16 protein-coding genes are annotated in these 14,914 nt (G+C 61.6%); 3 read left to right on the top strand and 13 right to left on the bottom strand.

Annotated elements, in window-relative coordinates; all coding sequences use genetic code 11:
• The 13 genes from TM49_RS12420 to TM49_RS12360 form a co-directional block, all read right to left on the bottom strand.
• Nucleotides 1-1,203: an NAD(P)/FAD-dependent oxidoreductase gene (locus TM49_RS12420; protein WP_045681648.1), complete on the bottom strand. Its 1,203-nt coding sequence runs from the start codon at nucleotides 1,201-1,203 to the stop codon at nucleotides 1-3.
• Nucleotides 1,204-1,232: 29 nt separating this feature from the next.
• Complete coding sequence (locus TM49_RS12415) at nucleotides 1,233-1,601, bottom strand: cupin domain-containing protein (RefSeq protein WP_045681646.1); 369 nt, start codon at nucleotides 1,599-1,601, stop codon at nucleotides 1,233-1,235.
• Between the two features lie 44 nt (nucleotides 1,602-1,645).
• Complete coding sequence (locus TM49_RS12410) at nucleotides 1,646-2,974, bottom strand: NAD(P)/FAD-dependent oxidoreductase (protein ID WP_045681644.1); 1,329 nt, start codon at nucleotides 2,972-2,974, stop codon at nucleotides 1,646-1,648.
• A 304-nt stretch (nucleotides 2,975-3,278) separates the two neighbouring features.
• The gene (locus TM49_RS12405) at nucleotides 3,279-4,010 is read right to left on the bottom strand and encodes a GntR family transcriptional regulator (protein ID WP_082074726.1); all 732 of its coding nucleotides are present in this window, start codon (nucleotides 4,008-4,010) and stop codon (nucleotides 3,279-3,281) included.
• A 178-nt stretch (nucleotides 4,011-4,188) separates the two neighbouring features.
• On the bottom strand, nucleotides 4,189-4,857 hold the full coding sequence (locus TM49_RS12400; RefSeq protein ID WP_045681642.1) for an amino acid ABC transporter permease: 669 nt from the start codon (nucleotides 4,855-4,857) through the stop codon (nucleotides 4,189-4,191).
• Nucleotides 4,857-5,528, bottom strand: coding sequence for an amino acid ABC transporter permease (locus TM49_RS12395; RefSeq protein WP_052699831.1), 672 nt, complete (start codon nucleotides 5,526-5,528; stop codon nucleotides 4,857-4,859). The genes TM49_RS12400 and TM49_RS12395 overlap by 1 nt, the downstream gene beginning before the upstream one ends.
• A gap of 3 nt (nucleotides 5,529-5,531) precedes the next feature.
• Nucleotides 5,532-6,326 carry an amino acid ABC transporter ATP-binding protein gene (locus tag TM49_RS12390; RefSeq protein ID WP_045681640.1) on the bottom strand — a complete coding sequence of 265 codons (795 nt, stop codon included), beginning with the start codon at nucleotides 6,324-6,326 and terminating at the stop codon, nucleotides 5,532-5,534.
• A complete protein-coding gene (locus TM49_RS12385; RefSeq protein ID WP_045681638.1) occupies nucleotides 6,313-7,092 on the bottom strand; it encodes an AroM family protein in 780 nt (259 codons plus the stop codon). The genes TM49_RS12390 and TM49_RS12385 overlap by 14 nt, the downstream gene beginning before the upstream one ends.
• Nucleotides 7,093-7,164: 72 nt before the next feature.
• On the bottom strand, nucleotides 7,165-7,998 hold the full coding sequence (locus TM49_RS12380) for a substrate-binding periplasmic protein (protein WP_158498629.1): 834 nt from the start codon (nucleotides 7,996-7,998) through the stop codon (nucleotides 7,165-7,167).
• Between the two features lie 97 nt (nucleotides 7,999-8,095).
• Nucleotides 8,096-8,872 (bottom strand): SDR family oxidoreductase, encoded by a 777-nt coding sequence (locus tag TM49_RS12375; RefSeq protein WP_045681636.1) that lies wholly within the window; start codon nucleotides 8,870-8,872, stop codon nucleotides 8,096-8,098.
• Complete coding sequence (locus tag TM49_RS12370) at nucleotides 8,872-9,798, bottom strand: dihydrodipicolinate synthase family protein (RefSeq protein ID WP_045681634.1); 927 nt, start codon at nucleotides 9,796-9,798, stop codon at nucleotides 8,872-8,874. The genes TM49_RS12375 and TM49_RS12370 overlap by 1 nt, the downstream gene beginning before the upstream one ends.
• A gap of 19 nt (nucleotides 9,799-9,817) precedes the next feature.
• Entirely contained in the window at nucleotides 9,818-11,179 is a 1,362-nt protein-coding gene (locus TM49_RS12365; protein ID WP_045681632.1) for a dihydroorotase, read from the bottom strand.
• A gap of 1 nt (nucleotide 11,180) precedes the next feature.
• Complete coding sequence (locus tag TM49_RS12360; protein ID WP_052700032.1) at nucleotides 11,181-11,837, bottom strand: aspartate/glutamate racemase family protein; 657 nt, start codon at nucleotides 11,835-11,837, stop codon at nucleotides 11,181-11,183.
• A gap of 298 nt (nucleotides 11,838-12,135) precedes the next feature.
• Between TM49_RS12360 and TM49_RS12355 the strand changes: the two genes are divergently transcribed.
• From TM49_RS12355 to TM49_RS12345, 3 genes are all read left to right on the top strand, one after another.
• Nucleotides 12,136-12,987 (top strand): ABC transporter substrate-binding protein, encoded by an 852-nt coding sequence (locus tag TM49_RS12355; protein WP_045681628.1) that lies wholly within the window; start codon nucleotides 12,136-12,138, stop codon nucleotides 12,985-12,987.
• A 64-nt stretch (nucleotides 12,988-13,051) separates the two neighbouring features.
• Nucleotides 13,052-13,768: an amino acid ABC transporter permease gene (locus TM49_RS12350; RefSeq protein ID WP_045681626.1), complete on the top strand. Its 717-nt coding sequence runs from the start codon at nucleotides 13,052-13,054 to the stop codon at nucleotides 13,766-13,768.
• Nucleotides 13,769-13,815: 47 nt separating this feature from the next.
• Complete coding sequence (locus TM49_RS12345; RefSeq protein WP_045681624.1) at nucleotides 13,816-14,913, top strand: NAD(P)H-dependent amine dehydrogenase family protein; 1,098 nt, start codon at nucleotides 13,816-13,818, stop codon at nucleotides 14,911-14,913.
• Nucleotide 14,914: the final 1 nt, after the last annotated feature.

Below are 14,914 nucleotides of genomic sequence, written 5' to 3'. Positions count from 1 at the left end.
TTATCCTTGATCAGAGAGAAGATTGACGGTCATCGGCTCGGGTACCAGCCCGGCCGGATCGTCGGAAAAACGCGAGGGAAGGAAATCGCCGGACGGACCACCGGTCATCATACCGACAAGCGTCCGGGCTCCTTCAGGGGCGGCCATCAGGCCGTGGCCGCCATAGGCGGTGTTGAGATAAAGGCCCTCGAAACCATCGACCGGGCCGATCAGCGGTCCGCCATCGCCGGAGACCAGCAAGGAGCCGGTGCGCACATGACCGCCGGTGATTTTCGGCGCGAGGTCCTTCCACATCGGGATCATCGGCGACACGGTTTCGATCGCGACCTTGAGGTAATCCGGGTCGACAGCCGGGTCATCGGTAAACTGGTCGAGCAGCAGTGTCGTGCGAAACGATGCCGTCATCCGCGCACCGCCGGTATCGACCCGCCAGAACGAGCCGAGATCGGCATCCATGACGGCGGTGTGACCGGCGGGAATGCCCTCGACCTCAACATACTGGATGGTCGATCGGCTGAGTCTCAGAGGCAGCGAAATGCCGAGCGCTTCCAGCATCGCCGGTGCGCGTGCGGCAGAGGAAAGCACCACCTTCGGTGCATCGAGTGTGCCAAGGCTGGTCTTCACAACAACCCTGCCAGCAGTCGGCCTGATATCCAGAACATCAGCACCGGTGACGACATCGAAATCGGCAGAAGCCAGAAGCCCCCTGACCACTCTGGCAATGTCGATCACACCATCGGCCTGGCGGAATCCCGCACCGACCGCATCAGGTGCGATGGTCGGCACTTTCTTCCGCAGATCATCGCCCTTCAGATAGACGACATCATCGAGGCCGGCAGCCTGCTGGCGCGAAACCCGCTGGCGCAGCCCTTCCGCACCTGCTTCGGTGCGGCTGGCATAAAGATAGCCGACCGGCCGATAGCCGGAATCATGACCGGTGTGCTCGCTGAAGTCGCGATAGAATTCGATCGAGCGGCGGGCGATTTCGATGTTTTCCGGCTTTTCCCACTGGGCACGCACGCCCTCGCCCGAGCGGCGGGAAGCCAGCATGGAGACAGCGGGCAGCCGCTCGACCACGAGCGGACGGAGCCCGGCGTGTGCCAGAAACCAGGCGCTCGTCAGCCCGGCGATGCCACCGCCTACGATGATGGCATCCGGTTTGCGGGCAAGCGTCGCAAAATCGGAATGAAATTCAGCGGACATGGTTCAGGCCGTCCTGTTGCTATCGGTCGTCACATGTCGCCCGCTTCTTTGGACGGCGTCGCGCAGACCGCGATGACGAGGCCGGCTTCGCCGATGATGTGGCGATAACGATAATTTTTCGGCAGATACATGGCATCGCCCGGCTTGAAATGATGGCGTTCGCCGGTCGCCTCAACGATCTGCTCGGACCAGCCATGCAGGCAGTAGAGGATCACCTCGTGGACGCCGTCGCCCTCCACCATCGTGTCGAAATGCGGCATGTAGGTCGTGATGTGAAACGACATCGGCGAACCGTGCAGCTTCTTGGTGATCAGCCGATGGCTGAATTCCTGATCCTTGTGAACCCAGGTTAGCGCGACGTCTTCCTGTCGCGACCATTGAATCTTTTCTTCGCTCATGGCGGTCTCCTTGAAGCGGACAATCGTGTTGGTGGCGGCAGCTATCAGCGCCAGGCGGCGTCAATGCGGTCGAGTGTGTTGCTCCAGGGCAGCCAGAGATGCGGCCCAAGCCCCGCGAGGCGCGAAAACGGTATCTTTCGAGGCGGCGTCACCGGAAGCACGAAATCGGCTTCGTTCACCTGTCCCGAAACAAGCTTCCCGACTTCGGTCCCAAGCGCGCTCGTAAGCGCAACGCCGCGACCGTTACAGCCAATGACGCCGGTCAGACCCGGCGCAATCGAAATCATTCGCGGAAGCGCGTCCATGGTGGCGGCAATCTGCCCGCTCCAGGCATATTCGACCCGGATGTCGGGAAGGTTCGGGATGAACCGCCTCAGTCGTTCGACAAAGGTCTTTCGCGCCAGTGACAAACGGTCGAGCGCCGGGGAAACGAGACCGCCGGTTACCAGACGTCCATCCTCGCTCCAGCGCAGCGCGAACGTGTGGCGTCGGGTATCCGTCACAGGAGCGCCGGACGGCAATATCGTCTCACGGTAACGATCCGAAAGCGGCTGCGTGGCAATCTGGAAGACCCGTACCGGAATGATGGAGGCACGAAGCGGCGGGCACAGATTGCCGACCATCGCATTGGTGGTGAGAATGACCTGGCCAGCCACGATCCGCCCAGCACTCGAATTGACGGACCAGTCGGCATCGCAACGCTGCACGCTTTCGACTGGGCTGTCGCCAAAAACGCGGCCGCCAGCGGTCTCGACCGCTGCAGCCAGTCCCCGAGCATAGGCAAGCGGATTGATCTGACCGCCGGACAGGATATCGAGACCACCGTGAAGCGTGGGCAGACCGGTGCGTGCCGTCATCTCATCGCGCGACAGAAAGGCGGCTTCGACACCGGATTCGTGCAGCAGCGACAGGCGATCCTTCAAGCCCTGCTCCGCCGCATGGCTGTGGCCCGGCTGAAGCCAGCCCCGCCAGTCTGCAGCGCAATCGATGGCGTTTTCGGTGATGAGGCCGGAAACTGTGCGCCCCGATTGCGCGACGAGACGCAACAGGCGCCAGGCATAATCTTCGCCCAGACGCGAAATGACATCTCCCGGCCCGAGGCCTGATTTCAGGCTCGGAACAACAAAGCCTGTGTTACGACCCGACGCGCCATACCCCGGCTGCGCCGCCTCGATCACGGCAACCGACAGCCCGCAGCGCGCGGCCGAAAGTGCGGCGGTCAGGCCCAGAAAGCCAGCGCCAACAAAGACCACATCGGCCCGAACCTCTCCCGCAACCGGGCGGTAACGAACCGTTGGCGGCGCAAGAGCCTCCCACAGCGACCCGCTTGCTGGCGCGGCCGGGTTCGGTTCGAGATTTGAGGTGACGGACATCGGGAGCTCTTGAGACAGCGTGTATTATATTTCTGATGTTGCCTGTGATATTTCTGTAAGTCAACGTTCCCGAGGCCCAGCCGATGCGATTTTCGCACCGGCCCGTAAAACATCACGGAATACTTGAAAAAAGTCAGACCGGAGCGGCCAAACGGGACTGTCGAGTACGGTCGCAACACCTGAAACAGCGATGGCGTTGTCGTCGTGCGGCGCGGCTTGCGCCGGCTTGAGGCCAAACGAAATCTGCCCGCAGGCTCATCGTCGAGCCCGGGTTCCTGGCCGCCGCTATCGACAGCAAAGCCGCCTAAAGCGCGATCGCGCCATAGCTGCGGGAATTTGCAAGCACCTTGAACAGCCCCTGCCGGGTCAGGTCGTTGTGGCGGACCATCAGAGCCCGCACCTCGTCGCGGTCGCGCCGGCCAAGGGCCTCGACGATCTTCATGTGGTCATTGCTGGTTTCGCTGTTCACGTCACGCTTCTGCGCGCCGAGATAGAAGAAGCGCTCGAGTTCGTAGAGCTGGCGGGCAAGCACGTCGTAAAGCCGCTGATTGCCGGAGGCACGGGCAATCGCCAGGTGGAAATCTGTATTCGCGGCGATGAACTTGTCGATGGTCGGACTTTCGGCCTGATCATAGACAACCTCCGCAAGCGCGCGAAGATGCGACAGCTCTTCTTCGGTGATCCGTTCGCAGGCAAGCTCAGCCGCACCGGCCTCGAGCATCGTCCGGAGGTCGAAAAGCTCGTTCATGTCACCGAAGGTGATCGGCGTGATCTGATAGCCGCGCCGCGGGAAGGTGCGCACCAGCCCTTCCTGGCGCAGCGTGGCGAGTGCCTCGCGCACCGGTGTTTTCGAAACCTCGAAACGCTCCGCGAGCTCAGCCTCGGAGATTTCAAGCCCCGGCTCGAGCTTGCAGCTCAAGATTTCGCCACGCAGCCTGTAGTAAACCTGTTCGGTCAGGGAAAGCTGCTTGGCGTTTCGTTTTCGCGCGGCCGGCTTCTGCGCGGTTGCGCTTCCCGCTGCTGTTGAGCCTCTCATATGTCTATAAACCCCCGGTGGAATTGGCGACGGAACCGCCGCCACCACAGAATGCGCCGCTGGCCGGTGCAGTGATATCCGGCAAATACGGCGCTGTCCGAATCTGAATTATCTCATGTAGCATATCATAGCGCTTTCGCAGCCGTCACTGCAGCTGAACTCACAGGCGAAGCGATGTTCAACGGCCATCTGCGGCAAGCCTCTCGAATGACAGGCGATATTCGACCCATTTCTGCAACCGGATGAGAATACCGTTCAGGATCAGGTAGATCACGCCGATGACGAGCAGAATTTCGATCGGCTTGTAGGTCTCCGAAATCAGCGCCATGCCGGCGCCGGTCAGTTCCGTCACTGCAACCATGCCGGCAAGCGAGCTTCCCTTCATCACCAGCGTCAGGTTCGACGTCAGCGGCGGCATGATGGTGCGGATCGCCTGCGGCACGATGATGCGTCGCAAGATCATGGCAGATGGCATGCCGAGCGCACGCGCTGCCTCGTATTGGTTGGCAGGAACGGAGCGCAGGCCCGAGCGGATATACTCCATGTTGTAGCCCGCGGCAGACAAGGTCAGGCCGACGATCGCCGCCGGCACTGCATCGAGATAGATGCCAAGCTGCGGCAGTCCGAAATAGGTGAAGAACAGCAGCGTGAGCGCAGGCGTGGCGCGCATGAACCAGCTGAAAAAGGCGGCAACGCCGCGCAGGAAGGCGACAGGTCCGTCGCGCATGACGGCGAGCGGAAAGGCGAGGACAAGCGACAACACGATCGTCGACGCCGAAATCCAGATCGTCATCAGCGTCGCATCGAAGATGACACCCGCATTGTCGGTAATGACACTCCAGTCCATCAGCGGCCTCCCGTGTTCACAGGGCCATAGCGGCGGATCATCATCTGGTTCAGGAGCGCCTCGAGAATCATGATCACGCTGGCGATAGCGGCATAGACGAGGCCGGCGAAGAGGATCAGCGCCATGGGGTCGGAAGAAATCGCCAGGCTCTGGCGCGTCACCATCATCACTTCGGACACGGAGATCGCCGAAGCGACCGAAAGCATTTTCACGTTACCCGCAAGGAAGGTCGCCCAGGGCGCAAGTGCAATACGCACCACCTGCGGCAGGATCACCCGGCGCAGCCTCAGCCCGGTGCCCATGCCGAGCGCGCGCGAGGCCTCGATCAGCCTCGGATCAACCGAGGACAAGGCCGCCTTGAATATCTCGGCGTGAAAGGCCGAACCAATCAGGACAAAGGCGAGCAAGGCCGCGCCGATCGAGCCGAGGTCGATGCCGAGATAGGGCAGACCAAGGTAGCAGAACAGCAACACCACCAGCTCCGGCAAGCCCCGGAAGATCCAGGTATAGACCGAAAGGCACCTGCTATAGGCAGAGCGCTGCCGTGACGACCAGATGAGCGCCAGCGTGAGGCCTATGAGGGTCGAGATGATGGTGATGACGACAAACAGCCAGATCGTCAGCCAGATGGCGTCGGCGAAGCGCGGAAACTGTCGGATCAGAACATCCATGGATCAATCCGCTACCGTTTCCACGAAACTGCGCAATTCGGCAGTCTGCGGATTTTCAAGAATGATCTTCGGGTCACCGACCTCACGCACCTTGCCCTTGTGCATGAAGATCACGCGGTCCGCGACATTGCGGACAAACCCCATTTCATGGCTGACGGAAATCATCGTCATGCCCTCGCTGGCGAGATCGCGCATCACGCCGAGAACCTCGCCCTTGAGCTCGGGATCGAGCGCCGAGGTCACCTCGTCGAACAGCAGGACTTCCGGCTTCATCGCCAGCGCCCGGGCGATGGCCACACGCTGCTGCTCGCCGCCGGACATTTCATGCGGATAGGCGTCGGCACGGTGCGACAGCCGGACCTTTTCCAGCAGCTTTTCGGCCACATCGCGGGCTTCGGCTGGATTGCGCTTCAGCACCCGGACAGGCGCCTCCACGATATTCTGGATCGCCGACATGTGCGGAAACAGGTTGTAGCTCTGGAACACCATGGAAATTTCGGTGCGGAAGGACAGGAGGTCCTTCTCGCGCGCCGGTATCCGCTTGTCGCCGACCGTGCGCCAGCCGACTTCCTTGCCCTTCCAGATGATCGCCCCGTCGTCGGGGCGAATCAAAAGATTGAGGCAACGCAGAAGCGTGCTCTTGCCGGAGCCGGACGCCCCGATGATGGCCAGGACCTCTCCGCGCGAGACGGAGAAGTCGATGCCCCGCAGCACATGCTGGCTGCCGAGTTGTTTCTCGATCCCGGCCACTTCCAGGATCGGGGTGTCCGGCTTCCTGCCGGCTTCAGTAACGGACATGAATCCGCTCCGCCCATGCGGGCGAGATCAGGGTGCGCGCGTTGAACACGTTCAACACGTTCGGCGTCACCGTCGGGCAACCCAGACGTTTGGAAATGTCTTCCAGCAGGGTTTCCGGATCGTGCGGCGCAAGGCCGTCGCCATAGCCCCAGATCAGGGCCAGATCGTAGGGACCTTCGCCTTCGAGCTGGTCAAGCGCTTCGCCGGTGGCAATACCGATACCGAAATGGGCGTCGACCTTGTCCATCCACGGCTGCGACTTCCAGGTCGCACGGTCCTGATCGATGTGCCATTCGGTCGGCAGCAGAAGGGCGAGCTTCAGCTTGCCGCGGGCCTCGGCCTGACGACGAACGAGATCGAACATCAGCTGATAGGGCAGAAGCAGCGGAACCGGCGAATGCAGCGCGCCTTCCGGATACATCTCGGCGCAGCACATCAGGATGATTTCGGCACCTTCGGCAACGTGAGCGTCGATGGCGGCCTGAGCACGCTCCAGATACCAGCTCTGAACGACGAAGATTTCTTCCCAGCCGGCACCCATGCGGCGATCGTCCGGCGTGGTGTTGTGAACATAGCAGCCGATACCGAGACCATCGGCGGGACGGATTTCGTGCTCGGCGATTTCCGCACGGGTCAGACCGTCAAGGCAGGCCTTTTCCGTCACCACGACATCAAGGCCGAGCGCCTTGAGAGCATTGGTGTGAAAGCTGACATATTCGTTACGAGGGCTCTGACCGGTCGTGATGATCCCGACTTTCACAGGCATGGAGAGATTTCCTTATTGTCTTGAGTGGCAGGGCGACATCGCCCTGCCCTGGGTTCGGTTTGATCGCAGGTCTTACTTCGGATCTGCGGGTGTCTTGGAGAAGTCGACCGGCTGGCCGAAATATTCGGTAATCATCGCGTTCAGCGTGCCGTCCTCACGGTACTGGGCGATCAGCGCATCGATGGCTTCAGCCAGTTCCTTGTCGTCAGGCGCAACGGCAAGCGACTGCGTCTTCGGCGAGCGAACGTCGGAAAGAACCGTGATCGAATCGTCCTTGGCCGCGAGATAGCTCGGGCCGAGGTAATCCATGCCCATCCAGTCGATGCGGTGGTTCTTCAGGTCGAGCGACATTTCCGTCCAGCCCGGATATTCCTTCACCGTGCCGAGGCAGCCTTCCGGCAGTGAGTCGCGGATGAGGTTGATTTCGGCCGAGCCGCGCACGACGCCGACGGTCTTGCCGCAGACATCGTCCCAACCGCTGATCTCGTCATTGCTGGCAAGCTTGGTGATTGCGACGCCGTTGATGATGTAAGGCGACAGCATGATCAGGTCGTCGGAGGCGAGACGGTCCTTGGTGCGGGTAACACCCGAAGCGACGACATCGAAGCGATCGGCGACCAGGCCCGGCAGCAGGCCAGACCAGTCAAGCTGGCGGAACTCGACATTGACGCCAAGGTCCTCGGCAACCTTCTTCATCAGCGCGACGTCATAACCGTCAAGGTCGCCGGTATCGTTGATCATGGTGAAGGGCGGCGCCGTGCCGGTGGTGCCGACAACAATGGTGTCGTTCTTCAGAAGCTCGTCCTTGAAATCGGCAAAGGCCGTCGTCGCAAAGCCTGCGGTCGCCATGGCGAGGGCGATAGCGGAGGTGACGACACGGCGCGAAAGGCGATGGGCAGATGGCATGCTGTTCTCCATTTGTTGTAATATATTACTGATATATCAAAGCGCATTTTAGTCAAGCCCTGCCCAGCGGTCCGGGCAGGATTTGTTCGAAACAGGCTCAGAGCTGTTTCAGCATTCCACCGTCGACACGGATCATCGATCCGTTGACGAAAGACGCACGCGCAGAGGCCAGGAAGGCCGCCACGGCAGCGAATTCGGCCGGGTCGCCATAACGACCGGCGGGGATTGTCGCCTTCGAACCCTTCTCGACGGCTTCGACGCTGGTGTTCTGCTTCTTGGCCTTGATCGCATCGAGCGAGGCCACGCGATCGGTCGCGATACGGCCGGGAAGCACCATGTTGACCGTAATGCCATCGCCGGCGACTTCGCTGGCGAGCGTCTTCGACCAGCCGGCAATGGCGCCGCGAACGCCGTTCGACAGCGCAAGGCCGGGGATCGGCGACAGAATGCCGGAAGAACCGATGGTGATGACACGACCAAAGCCGCGCTCGGCCATGCCGGCAAGGAGTGCATCGGTGATCTGCATCACCGGCAGCGCCATGGCTTCGAACGCCGCCAACCATGCCGCCCTTGACTGCCCACGGGCCGGCCCGGCGGCTGGCCCACCGCAATTGTTGACCACGATATCGATGCCGGCCGAGCTCATCTCTTCGGCGAAGGCGGCGACGGCCTTTTCGTCGGCGAGATCGAGCTTGACGGCGCGAACCTCTTCCTCAAGGCGTGCCTCGGCAACCCATTTTTCAATCGCCTCAGTATTGCGGGCCGCAGCGATCACGCTTGCGCCCTCGAGCGCCAGTTCCTTGGCGCAGGCCGCGCCCAGCCCCTGGCTGGCGCCCAGCACGAGCGCCCTCTTTCCCTTCAGTCCGAAATCCATCAGCCAATCTCCTTCAGGCGCTTTTCGATGCGGTCCATCAGGATGTCGACCTCGGCGGCCGAACGGGCATCGAGTGATTTGCCGGGCTTGCGCAAGGCGGGCGATGCGATCGCCCCACGCTTTGCCAGCACATATTTGCGGACGGCAAGGCCAAGGCCGGGCTGCGTTTCGTAGCGGATAAGCGGCAGATAGACGTCCATGAGATCACGGGCCCGATCGGCATTTCCAGCCTTCATTTCGCGGGTCACGGCAACCATCATTTCCGGATAGGCGAAGCCGGTCATCGCGCCATCGGCGCCGCGCTCAACCTCTTCGGAAAGAAACAGACCGCCATTGCCGCACAGGATCGACAGGCGGCGACGGCCTTTGGCTTCGGCATCGCGGATGGCGCTGATCTTGGCGAGGCCCGGCCAATCCTCGTGCTTCAGCATCTTGATCGAGGGATAGTCCTCGATGATCCGGCCGAGCACATCCATGCTGATGTTGACGCCGGTCGACAACGGAAAGTCCTGAAGCACGACCGGGATATCGTCGCCGAGCGCTTCGACGACCTGCCCGTAATAGGCATGGATCTGCGGGTCCGTCTTCAGCGAACCGGGCGGCGCGACCATGACGCCGGCAGCCCCGAGCTCCATGACCGTCTGGCCGAGCTCGCGGATCGAGGCCAGGCCCGGCGCCGAGACGCCGATGACGATCGGCTTGTCGCCGGCACGGGCAATGACCCGTTTGGTGATCTCGATCGCTTCGGCCTGCGTCATCTTCGGCGCTTCGCCCATCATGCCGAGAAGCGTCAGCCCGTCGGCGCCGGCTTCGAAATAGAAGTCGGTGACGCGGTCAAGGCTTGCCCAGTCGATGGCGCCCGTTTCGTCGAACGGGGTGACGGCGATGACAAAGACGCCGCTCGTTTCTTCATTGATCAGTTTCATGGTTTCCGTCCCTCGGTTTTCAGGCGTACCAGCCCTTGGTGGCGCGCTTGACCAGTTCACCGCTTCCGGCGGCGTTGACGACATCTGTTCCATTCCAGCCCGGCGCACCGCGCAGATAGGTGGCAGCAACCCGCACCGCGAATTCCTCGCCGTGGAAGGGGCTCCACTTCAGCCCGTCATGCGCCTTGGTTTCATCCCAGACGAATGCGCCCTCTTCGAGGATTGCAATGTCGGCGTCGCGACCGATGGCGATGGCACCCTTGCGATTGTCGATACCGAAGAACTTTGCCGGGCGGGCGCTGAGCATGTCGGCGGCCATGCGCGCGGCGTCGAGACCACGACGGGCGCACAGCGTGAAGAAGGACGGCAGAAGCGTTTCCAGACCCGGAACACCGGCGCCGGCATCGAAGATCGAATCGGTGAACTTGAAGTCGATCGGCCAGCTCGAATGGTCAGAGGAAATGAAGGCGACGTTGCCCTCCTCGATCGCCTGCCACAGCCCCTCGATGACGCCGGGGCGGATCGGCGGGTTGACCTTCATGCGCGCACCGAGACGCTCACCATCGGCAGCGGCATCAAACCAGAGATAGTGAACACAGAGCTCGCCGGTGGCGCGCATGCCGAGATTGCGGAATGCACCGACCAGATCGAAGCCTTCCTTGGCGGTCAGATGGACGGGATGCGCGTGTGCGCCGGCGGCCTGACCGAGCGCGAAGAACTGCGCGGTCGCTGCAAGCTCGGCAGCGAGCGGCCGCGAGGTCGAGTGCGCCTCGATACCCTCGACACCGGCCTCGCGGGCACGGGCCATGCGGGCGTGAACGATCTCCTGATCCTCGTTATGGATACCAAGCGGAAGATCGCCGTCGGCGAGCGTCTCGAAGATATCAAGCGTCAGGTCCTCGGCAATGCGCGGGAAGCGAACAGGATTGCTCTCGAAGGACGAGATCTTGAAGGCGACGGCGCCAAGCTCGATCAACGCCTTGATTTCGGAAATGCCGGTTTCGCGCGTCGCCGTCGCATAAAGCGCCATATCGGCATGCGCGTGCTCGGCGATCGCCTTCGCCTTGACATCGAAACGCGAGGGACGATCGAGCGGCTCCGGATTGTCGTAGGGCATATCGACCAGCGTGGTGACGCCGCCGGCGATGGCGGAGGACGTGGTGTCGTCGATCCCTTCCATGCCCTTGCAACTCGTCGCATGGGTCTGACCGTCGACGACGCCCGGCAGAACGAGCGATGAACCGTAATCATCAACCTCACGCGCCTCAGGCGGAGCACCGTCGCCAATCGCGACGATCCGCCCCTTGTCGATACCGACCCAGCCACCCTCGATGCGGGCGGTTTCGGTTATGATTGTTCCTTTGACGACACGTTCGAGCATTTCACTTTCCTTGATTGTAGCCGAGGTCCAGCGCGTTGATGGCAGCGGAGACTGCGGCCTGAACCGGATCGATAACGATCGTACCCAGCAATTTCTGAAGCGCGGGTCGCTGCTCGCCCATACCGGCGCAGCCGAGGATCAGCACATCCGCGCCATCGGCCCTGAGCTCCGCGCCGACCCGCTGCACAACATCCCGCGCATTGTCGACATCGTTGGCTTCGGCCACCGTCATGTCGATCGACCGGTCTCCGGCGAGTCGCCCCAGAAGGCCGTGTCGCTCGATCTGCACGCGATGGCGGGCAATGGACGAAGCACCGAGCGAGATGACACCGAACCGGCGACCATAGAGCAGCGATGTGCAATAGGCAGATTCGGCAATTCCGAAGAGCGGCTTGTCCGTCAGGCTCCGAGCGGCAGCGACACCCGGGTCGGAGAAGCAGCTGATGACGAAGGCATCCGCATCGGAAGCTTTCACGAAAGCCTCGACCATCGGCGAGACCGTGGCCACGTCATTGTCATCCTCGATACCGATCGGCGCCGCCGGCAACTCCGAGCAGATAATCTGATATTTCGTACGACCAATGAGAGGCTCCAGGCACCGCTCCATCGACTGGGTGACAGCCTTCGAGCTGTTAGGATTGAGAACGGCTATTTTCATGGACTGCGAAGCCTTCATGTGATGCGGTTAGCATATCTTATAAAATATCACTGATATATTATCGCGCACTTTGGTAGTCAACAAATGCTTTTGGCCAGTCACCCCAAATTGAGCCCTTTTGGTCCCAACACCCGCATCCAAGCCACTTTTCTTATTATTATTTCAATAACTTATCGCGTTTCCCACAACGACAGGGCGATGTGCTAAATTGAATATTTGACAACATCGCAGTGATATATCAATAATATTTTGCATAATATGTAAAGCACGAAGGTGCACCAGCAGAGGAACAACGTTCATGATATCAGCACATAAGGGTCTGGCACTGGCGCTGGCCGCGACATTCGCTTTCACCGCTCCCGCCTTCGCCGAGGGTACGCTCGAGGATGGTACCGTCCACTTCGCCGCCGACTTTGCGGCGGCGCCGAACCAGTTCATCAAGACGGACGGCACCATGGACGGCCTCAACGTCGACATGTGCGGCGAGATCGCCAAGCGCATGGGCGACGATATCGAGTGGACGAACCTTGCCTTTTCCGGCCTTGTTCCGGGCCTTCAGGCCGAGCGTTTCGACGCGCTGTGCACCGCCATCTTCATCAATCCCGACCGGCTGAAGATCATGAACATGATCTCCTACGTCCAGTGGGGCGAGGGCCTGATGGTGCCGGAGGGGAATCCGGACGCAATTTCTTGCGATGGCGAAATCGGCAAGCCCGAGAGCTATGACGCCTGCTTCGACGGGCTTGCGGGCAAGACCGTATCGGTTGCGGCCGGCGGCACGACCAACAAGCATCTGGAAGAACAGAGCGAGCGCCTGAAGGCGGCCGGCATGGACGGGATTGAAGTCCGGGCCTTCGATTCAAACTCCGAAGCGATCCAGGCTCTGGTTTCAGGTCAAGCGGAAGCGGCCTACCTCAATGACCCGCAGGCGGCGTTCTATATCAGCCAGTCGGGCGCTCCCTTCGAGATCGCCTTTGCGGGCTTTGCCGCAAACCAACTCGCCATCGCCACGCTGAAGGACAATACCGTGCTTGCCGAGCGCATCCTCGATGCGCTGAAGGCGATGAAGGACGACGGCACCTACCAGACCATCGTTGAAAAATGGGGCGTTTCCGCCGTGCCGGAATTCGTTCTCAACCCGGGCGAATAAGCCCGCACCTGCCGGCGCGGTTTCCCCCTGCTGCGCCGGCTCTTTCCCTTGATCGGCAAGTCGGATGGATTTTTCTGTCGACGTCTTTTTCGAGTATCTGTTCCAGCCGCGGTTTCTGGTAGCGGCCGGCGTGACGCTTCTGGTCGCGGTGGTGGCTCAGGCGATCGCCGTCGTCATCGGCCTGGTGCTCGCACTCTTTGCCATGTCGCGCTTTGCGGCGCTGCGCTGGATTTCGCATGCCTATATCTGGCTCTGGCGCGGCACGCCGCCGCTGGTCCAGCTTCTTCTGCTCTATTTCGGCCTGCCCCAGCTCGGCATCCGTCTCAATGTCATCGAGGCTGGCCTCATCGGCCTCGGCTTCTATGCCGGCGCCTACATGGCGGAGATCATCCGCGCGGGGCTGGAATCCGTACCGCATGAACAGTCGCTCGCCGCCCGCGCCATGGGTTTCTCGCGGCTCGAAGTCATCCGCTACGTCGCCATGCCGCAGGCCTTCCGCGTCATCCTGCCCCCCTTCGGCAATGAATTCGCCTCGATGATGCGCACCACGTCGCTGCTCTCGGTGATCTCGTTTGCCGAACTATTGCGGGTCACACGCATGGCCATCAACGAGACCTATCGCGTCATCGAGCTCTATTCGGTGGCTGCAGTCTATTACCTGCTGATGTACTCGCTCTGGCTTTTCGTCCAGGCCTGGCTGGAACGCATCGCCGACCGCGGCTCCGTGCCGCGCTCGCGCGCCGGACAGGCAATTCCCGACGCCATCGAGCCGCTCGGCTGACCCCATCTTCTTCCAAAAGGCCCCTTCTTTCCCGAAAGGCATCGTGCATGACTGACATCATTCTTCAGGGTTGCGGCGCGCTCGGCAGCCGGCTCCTCCGGGTTCTGGAAAACGACTACCGCGCGCTCAACGTCGTCGGCGCCATCGACAATGCCCCGGAGAAATCCGGCAAGACGCTCGGCGCTATCTGCGGCACGACCCGCTTTGCCGACGTCACAATCACCCCGGATCTTGCCTCCTGTCTTGCCGGATTGCTGGAAAAGCCGGCCGCCCTGATTCACATGACGGAATCCAAGCCCGGCAGGATCGAAAGCCAGCTTTCCGAAGCCCTCCAGGCGGGCCTGAACGTGATCTCTGCCGCCGAGTCCATGTTTTACCCTTGGCTGCGCTTCGGCGACATGGCCGAGCGCCTGGATAAGCTCGCGCGCAGTCAGAACGTCTCCATCACCGGTATGGGGATCAATCCCGGCTTCTCCTACGACAGCCTGCCGCTGCTTCTCGCCCGTGCCACCAGCAATGTCACCGCAGTGCGCATCAACCGCACCATCGATGTCACAGGCACCGGCCCGGGGGATATCGAGCATGTCGGCTACGGCCTCACGCCGGAGCAGTTCAATGCCGGGGTCGAACGCGGCGACATCGTCGGCCACATGGGAGCACCTGAATCGCTGGCGCTGATCGCCGACTATCTCGATATGGAGATCGACCTGGTCAAGGAACGCTGGGACCTGGAAACGGCCGACTTTGACGTTGACAGCGGCGACCCGACACTCGGCATCCTTCCCCCCGGCCGCGTTGTCGGCATCCGCCAGTATGCCGAAGCCTATCGCGGCGAGGCGCTGGTTCTGCGGACCTGCCTTTCGATGTATTACCAGCCGGAGCGCTTCGGTCTCAAGGAAGCCGACACCATCGAGATCGATGGCGCCATGCCCGTCCGCATGACGATCGAGCCGGCGCTTGAATCGCTCTTCGGCGCGGCCAACGTTCTCGCCAGCACCATCATACCGGCAATCGAGGCCACCCCCGGTCTTCGCAACGGCCTGGCCCTGCCGATTGTCGGACCGCGCGCGCCACGCTGCCATGTCATCGACCGCAACCGCACCCTGAAGCCGGGGTACGTGCCGCTGTTCTCACCGAAAGACTGAG

Origin of the sequence: Martelella endophytica, from assembly GCF_000960975.1 — a bacterium.
In the GTDB taxonomy this organism is placed as follows: domain Bacteria; phylum Pseudomonadota; class Alphaproteobacteria; order Rhizobiales; family Rhizobiaceae; genus Martelella; species Martelella endophytica.
Note: the sequence above shows the minus strand (reverse complement) of the source record. Positions and strands in the feature narration are given on the sequence as shown.

What these genes read in the sequence shown, in the direction of transcription:
- TM49_RS12420 (WP_045681648.1), bottom strand. Translation starts at nt 1,203, where the DNA reads ATGTCCGCTGAATTTCATTCCGATTTTGCGACGCTTGCCCGCAAACCG.
- TM49_RS12415 (WP_045681646.1), bottom strand. Translation starts at nt 1,601, where the DNA reads ATGAGCGAAGAAAAGATTCAATGGTCGCGACAGGAAGACGTCGCGCTA.
- TM49_RS12410 (WP_045681644.1), bottom strand. Translation starts at nt 2,974, where the DNA reads ATGTCCGTCACCTCAAATCTCGAACCGAACCCGGCCGCGCCAGCAAGC.
- TM49_RS12405 (WP_082074726.1), bottom strand. Translation starts at nt 4,010, where the DNA reads ATGAGAGGCTCAACAGCAGCGGGAAGCGCAACCGCGCAGAAGCCGGCC.
- TM49_RS12400 (WP_045681642.1), bottom strand. Translation starts at nt 4,857, where the DNA reads ATGGACTGGAGTGTCATTACCGACAATGCGGGTGTCATCTTCGATGCG.
- TM49_RS12395 (WP_052699831.1), bottom strand. Translation starts at nt 5,528, where the DNA reads ATGGATGTTCTGATCCGACAGTTTCCGCGCTTCGCCGACGCCATCTGG.
- TM49_RS12390 (WP_045681640.1), bottom strand. Translation starts at nt 6,326, where the DNA reads ATGTCCGTTACTGAAGCCGGCAGGAAGCCGGACACCCCGATCCTGGAA.
- TM49_RS12385 (WP_045681638.1), bottom strand. Translation starts at nt 7,092, where the DNA reads ATGCCTGTGAAAGTCGGGATCATCACGACCGGTCAGAGCCCTCGTAAC.
- TM49_RS12380 (WP_158498629.1), bottom strand. Translation starts at nt 7,998, where the DNA reads ATGCCATCTGCCCATCGCCTTTCGCGCCGTGTCGTCACCTCCGCTATC.
- TM49_RS12375 (WP_045681636.1), bottom strand. Translation starts at nt 8,872, where the DNA reads ATGGATTTCGGACTGAAGGGAAAGAGGGCGCTCGTGCTGGGCGCCAGC.
- TM49_RS12370 (WP_045681634.1), bottom strand. Translation starts at nt 9,798, where the DNA reads ATGAAACTGATCAATGAAGAAACGAGCGGCGTCTTTGTCATCGCCGTC.
- TM49_RS12365 (WP_045681632.1), bottom strand. Translation starts at nt 11,179, where the DNA reads ATGCTCGAACGTGTCGTCAAAGGAACAATCATAACCGAAACCGCCCGC.
- TM49_RS12360 (WP_052700032.1), bottom strand. Translation starts at nt 11,837, where the DNA reads ATGAAAATAGCCGTTCTCAATCCTAACAGCTCGAAGGCTGTCACCCAG.
- TM49_RS12355 (WP_045681628.1), top strand. Translation starts at nt 12,136, where the DNA reads ATGATATCAGCACATAAGGGTCTGGCACTGGCGCTGGCCGCGACATTC.
- TM49_RS12350 (WP_045681626.1), top strand. Translation starts at nt 13,052, where the DNA reads ATGGATTTTTCTGTCGACGTCTTTTTCGAGTATCTGTTCCAGCCGCGG.
- TM49_RS12345 (WP_045681624.1), top strand. Translation starts at nt 13,816, where the DNA reads ATGACTGACATCATTCTTCAGGGTTGCGGCGCGCTCGGCAGCCGGCTC.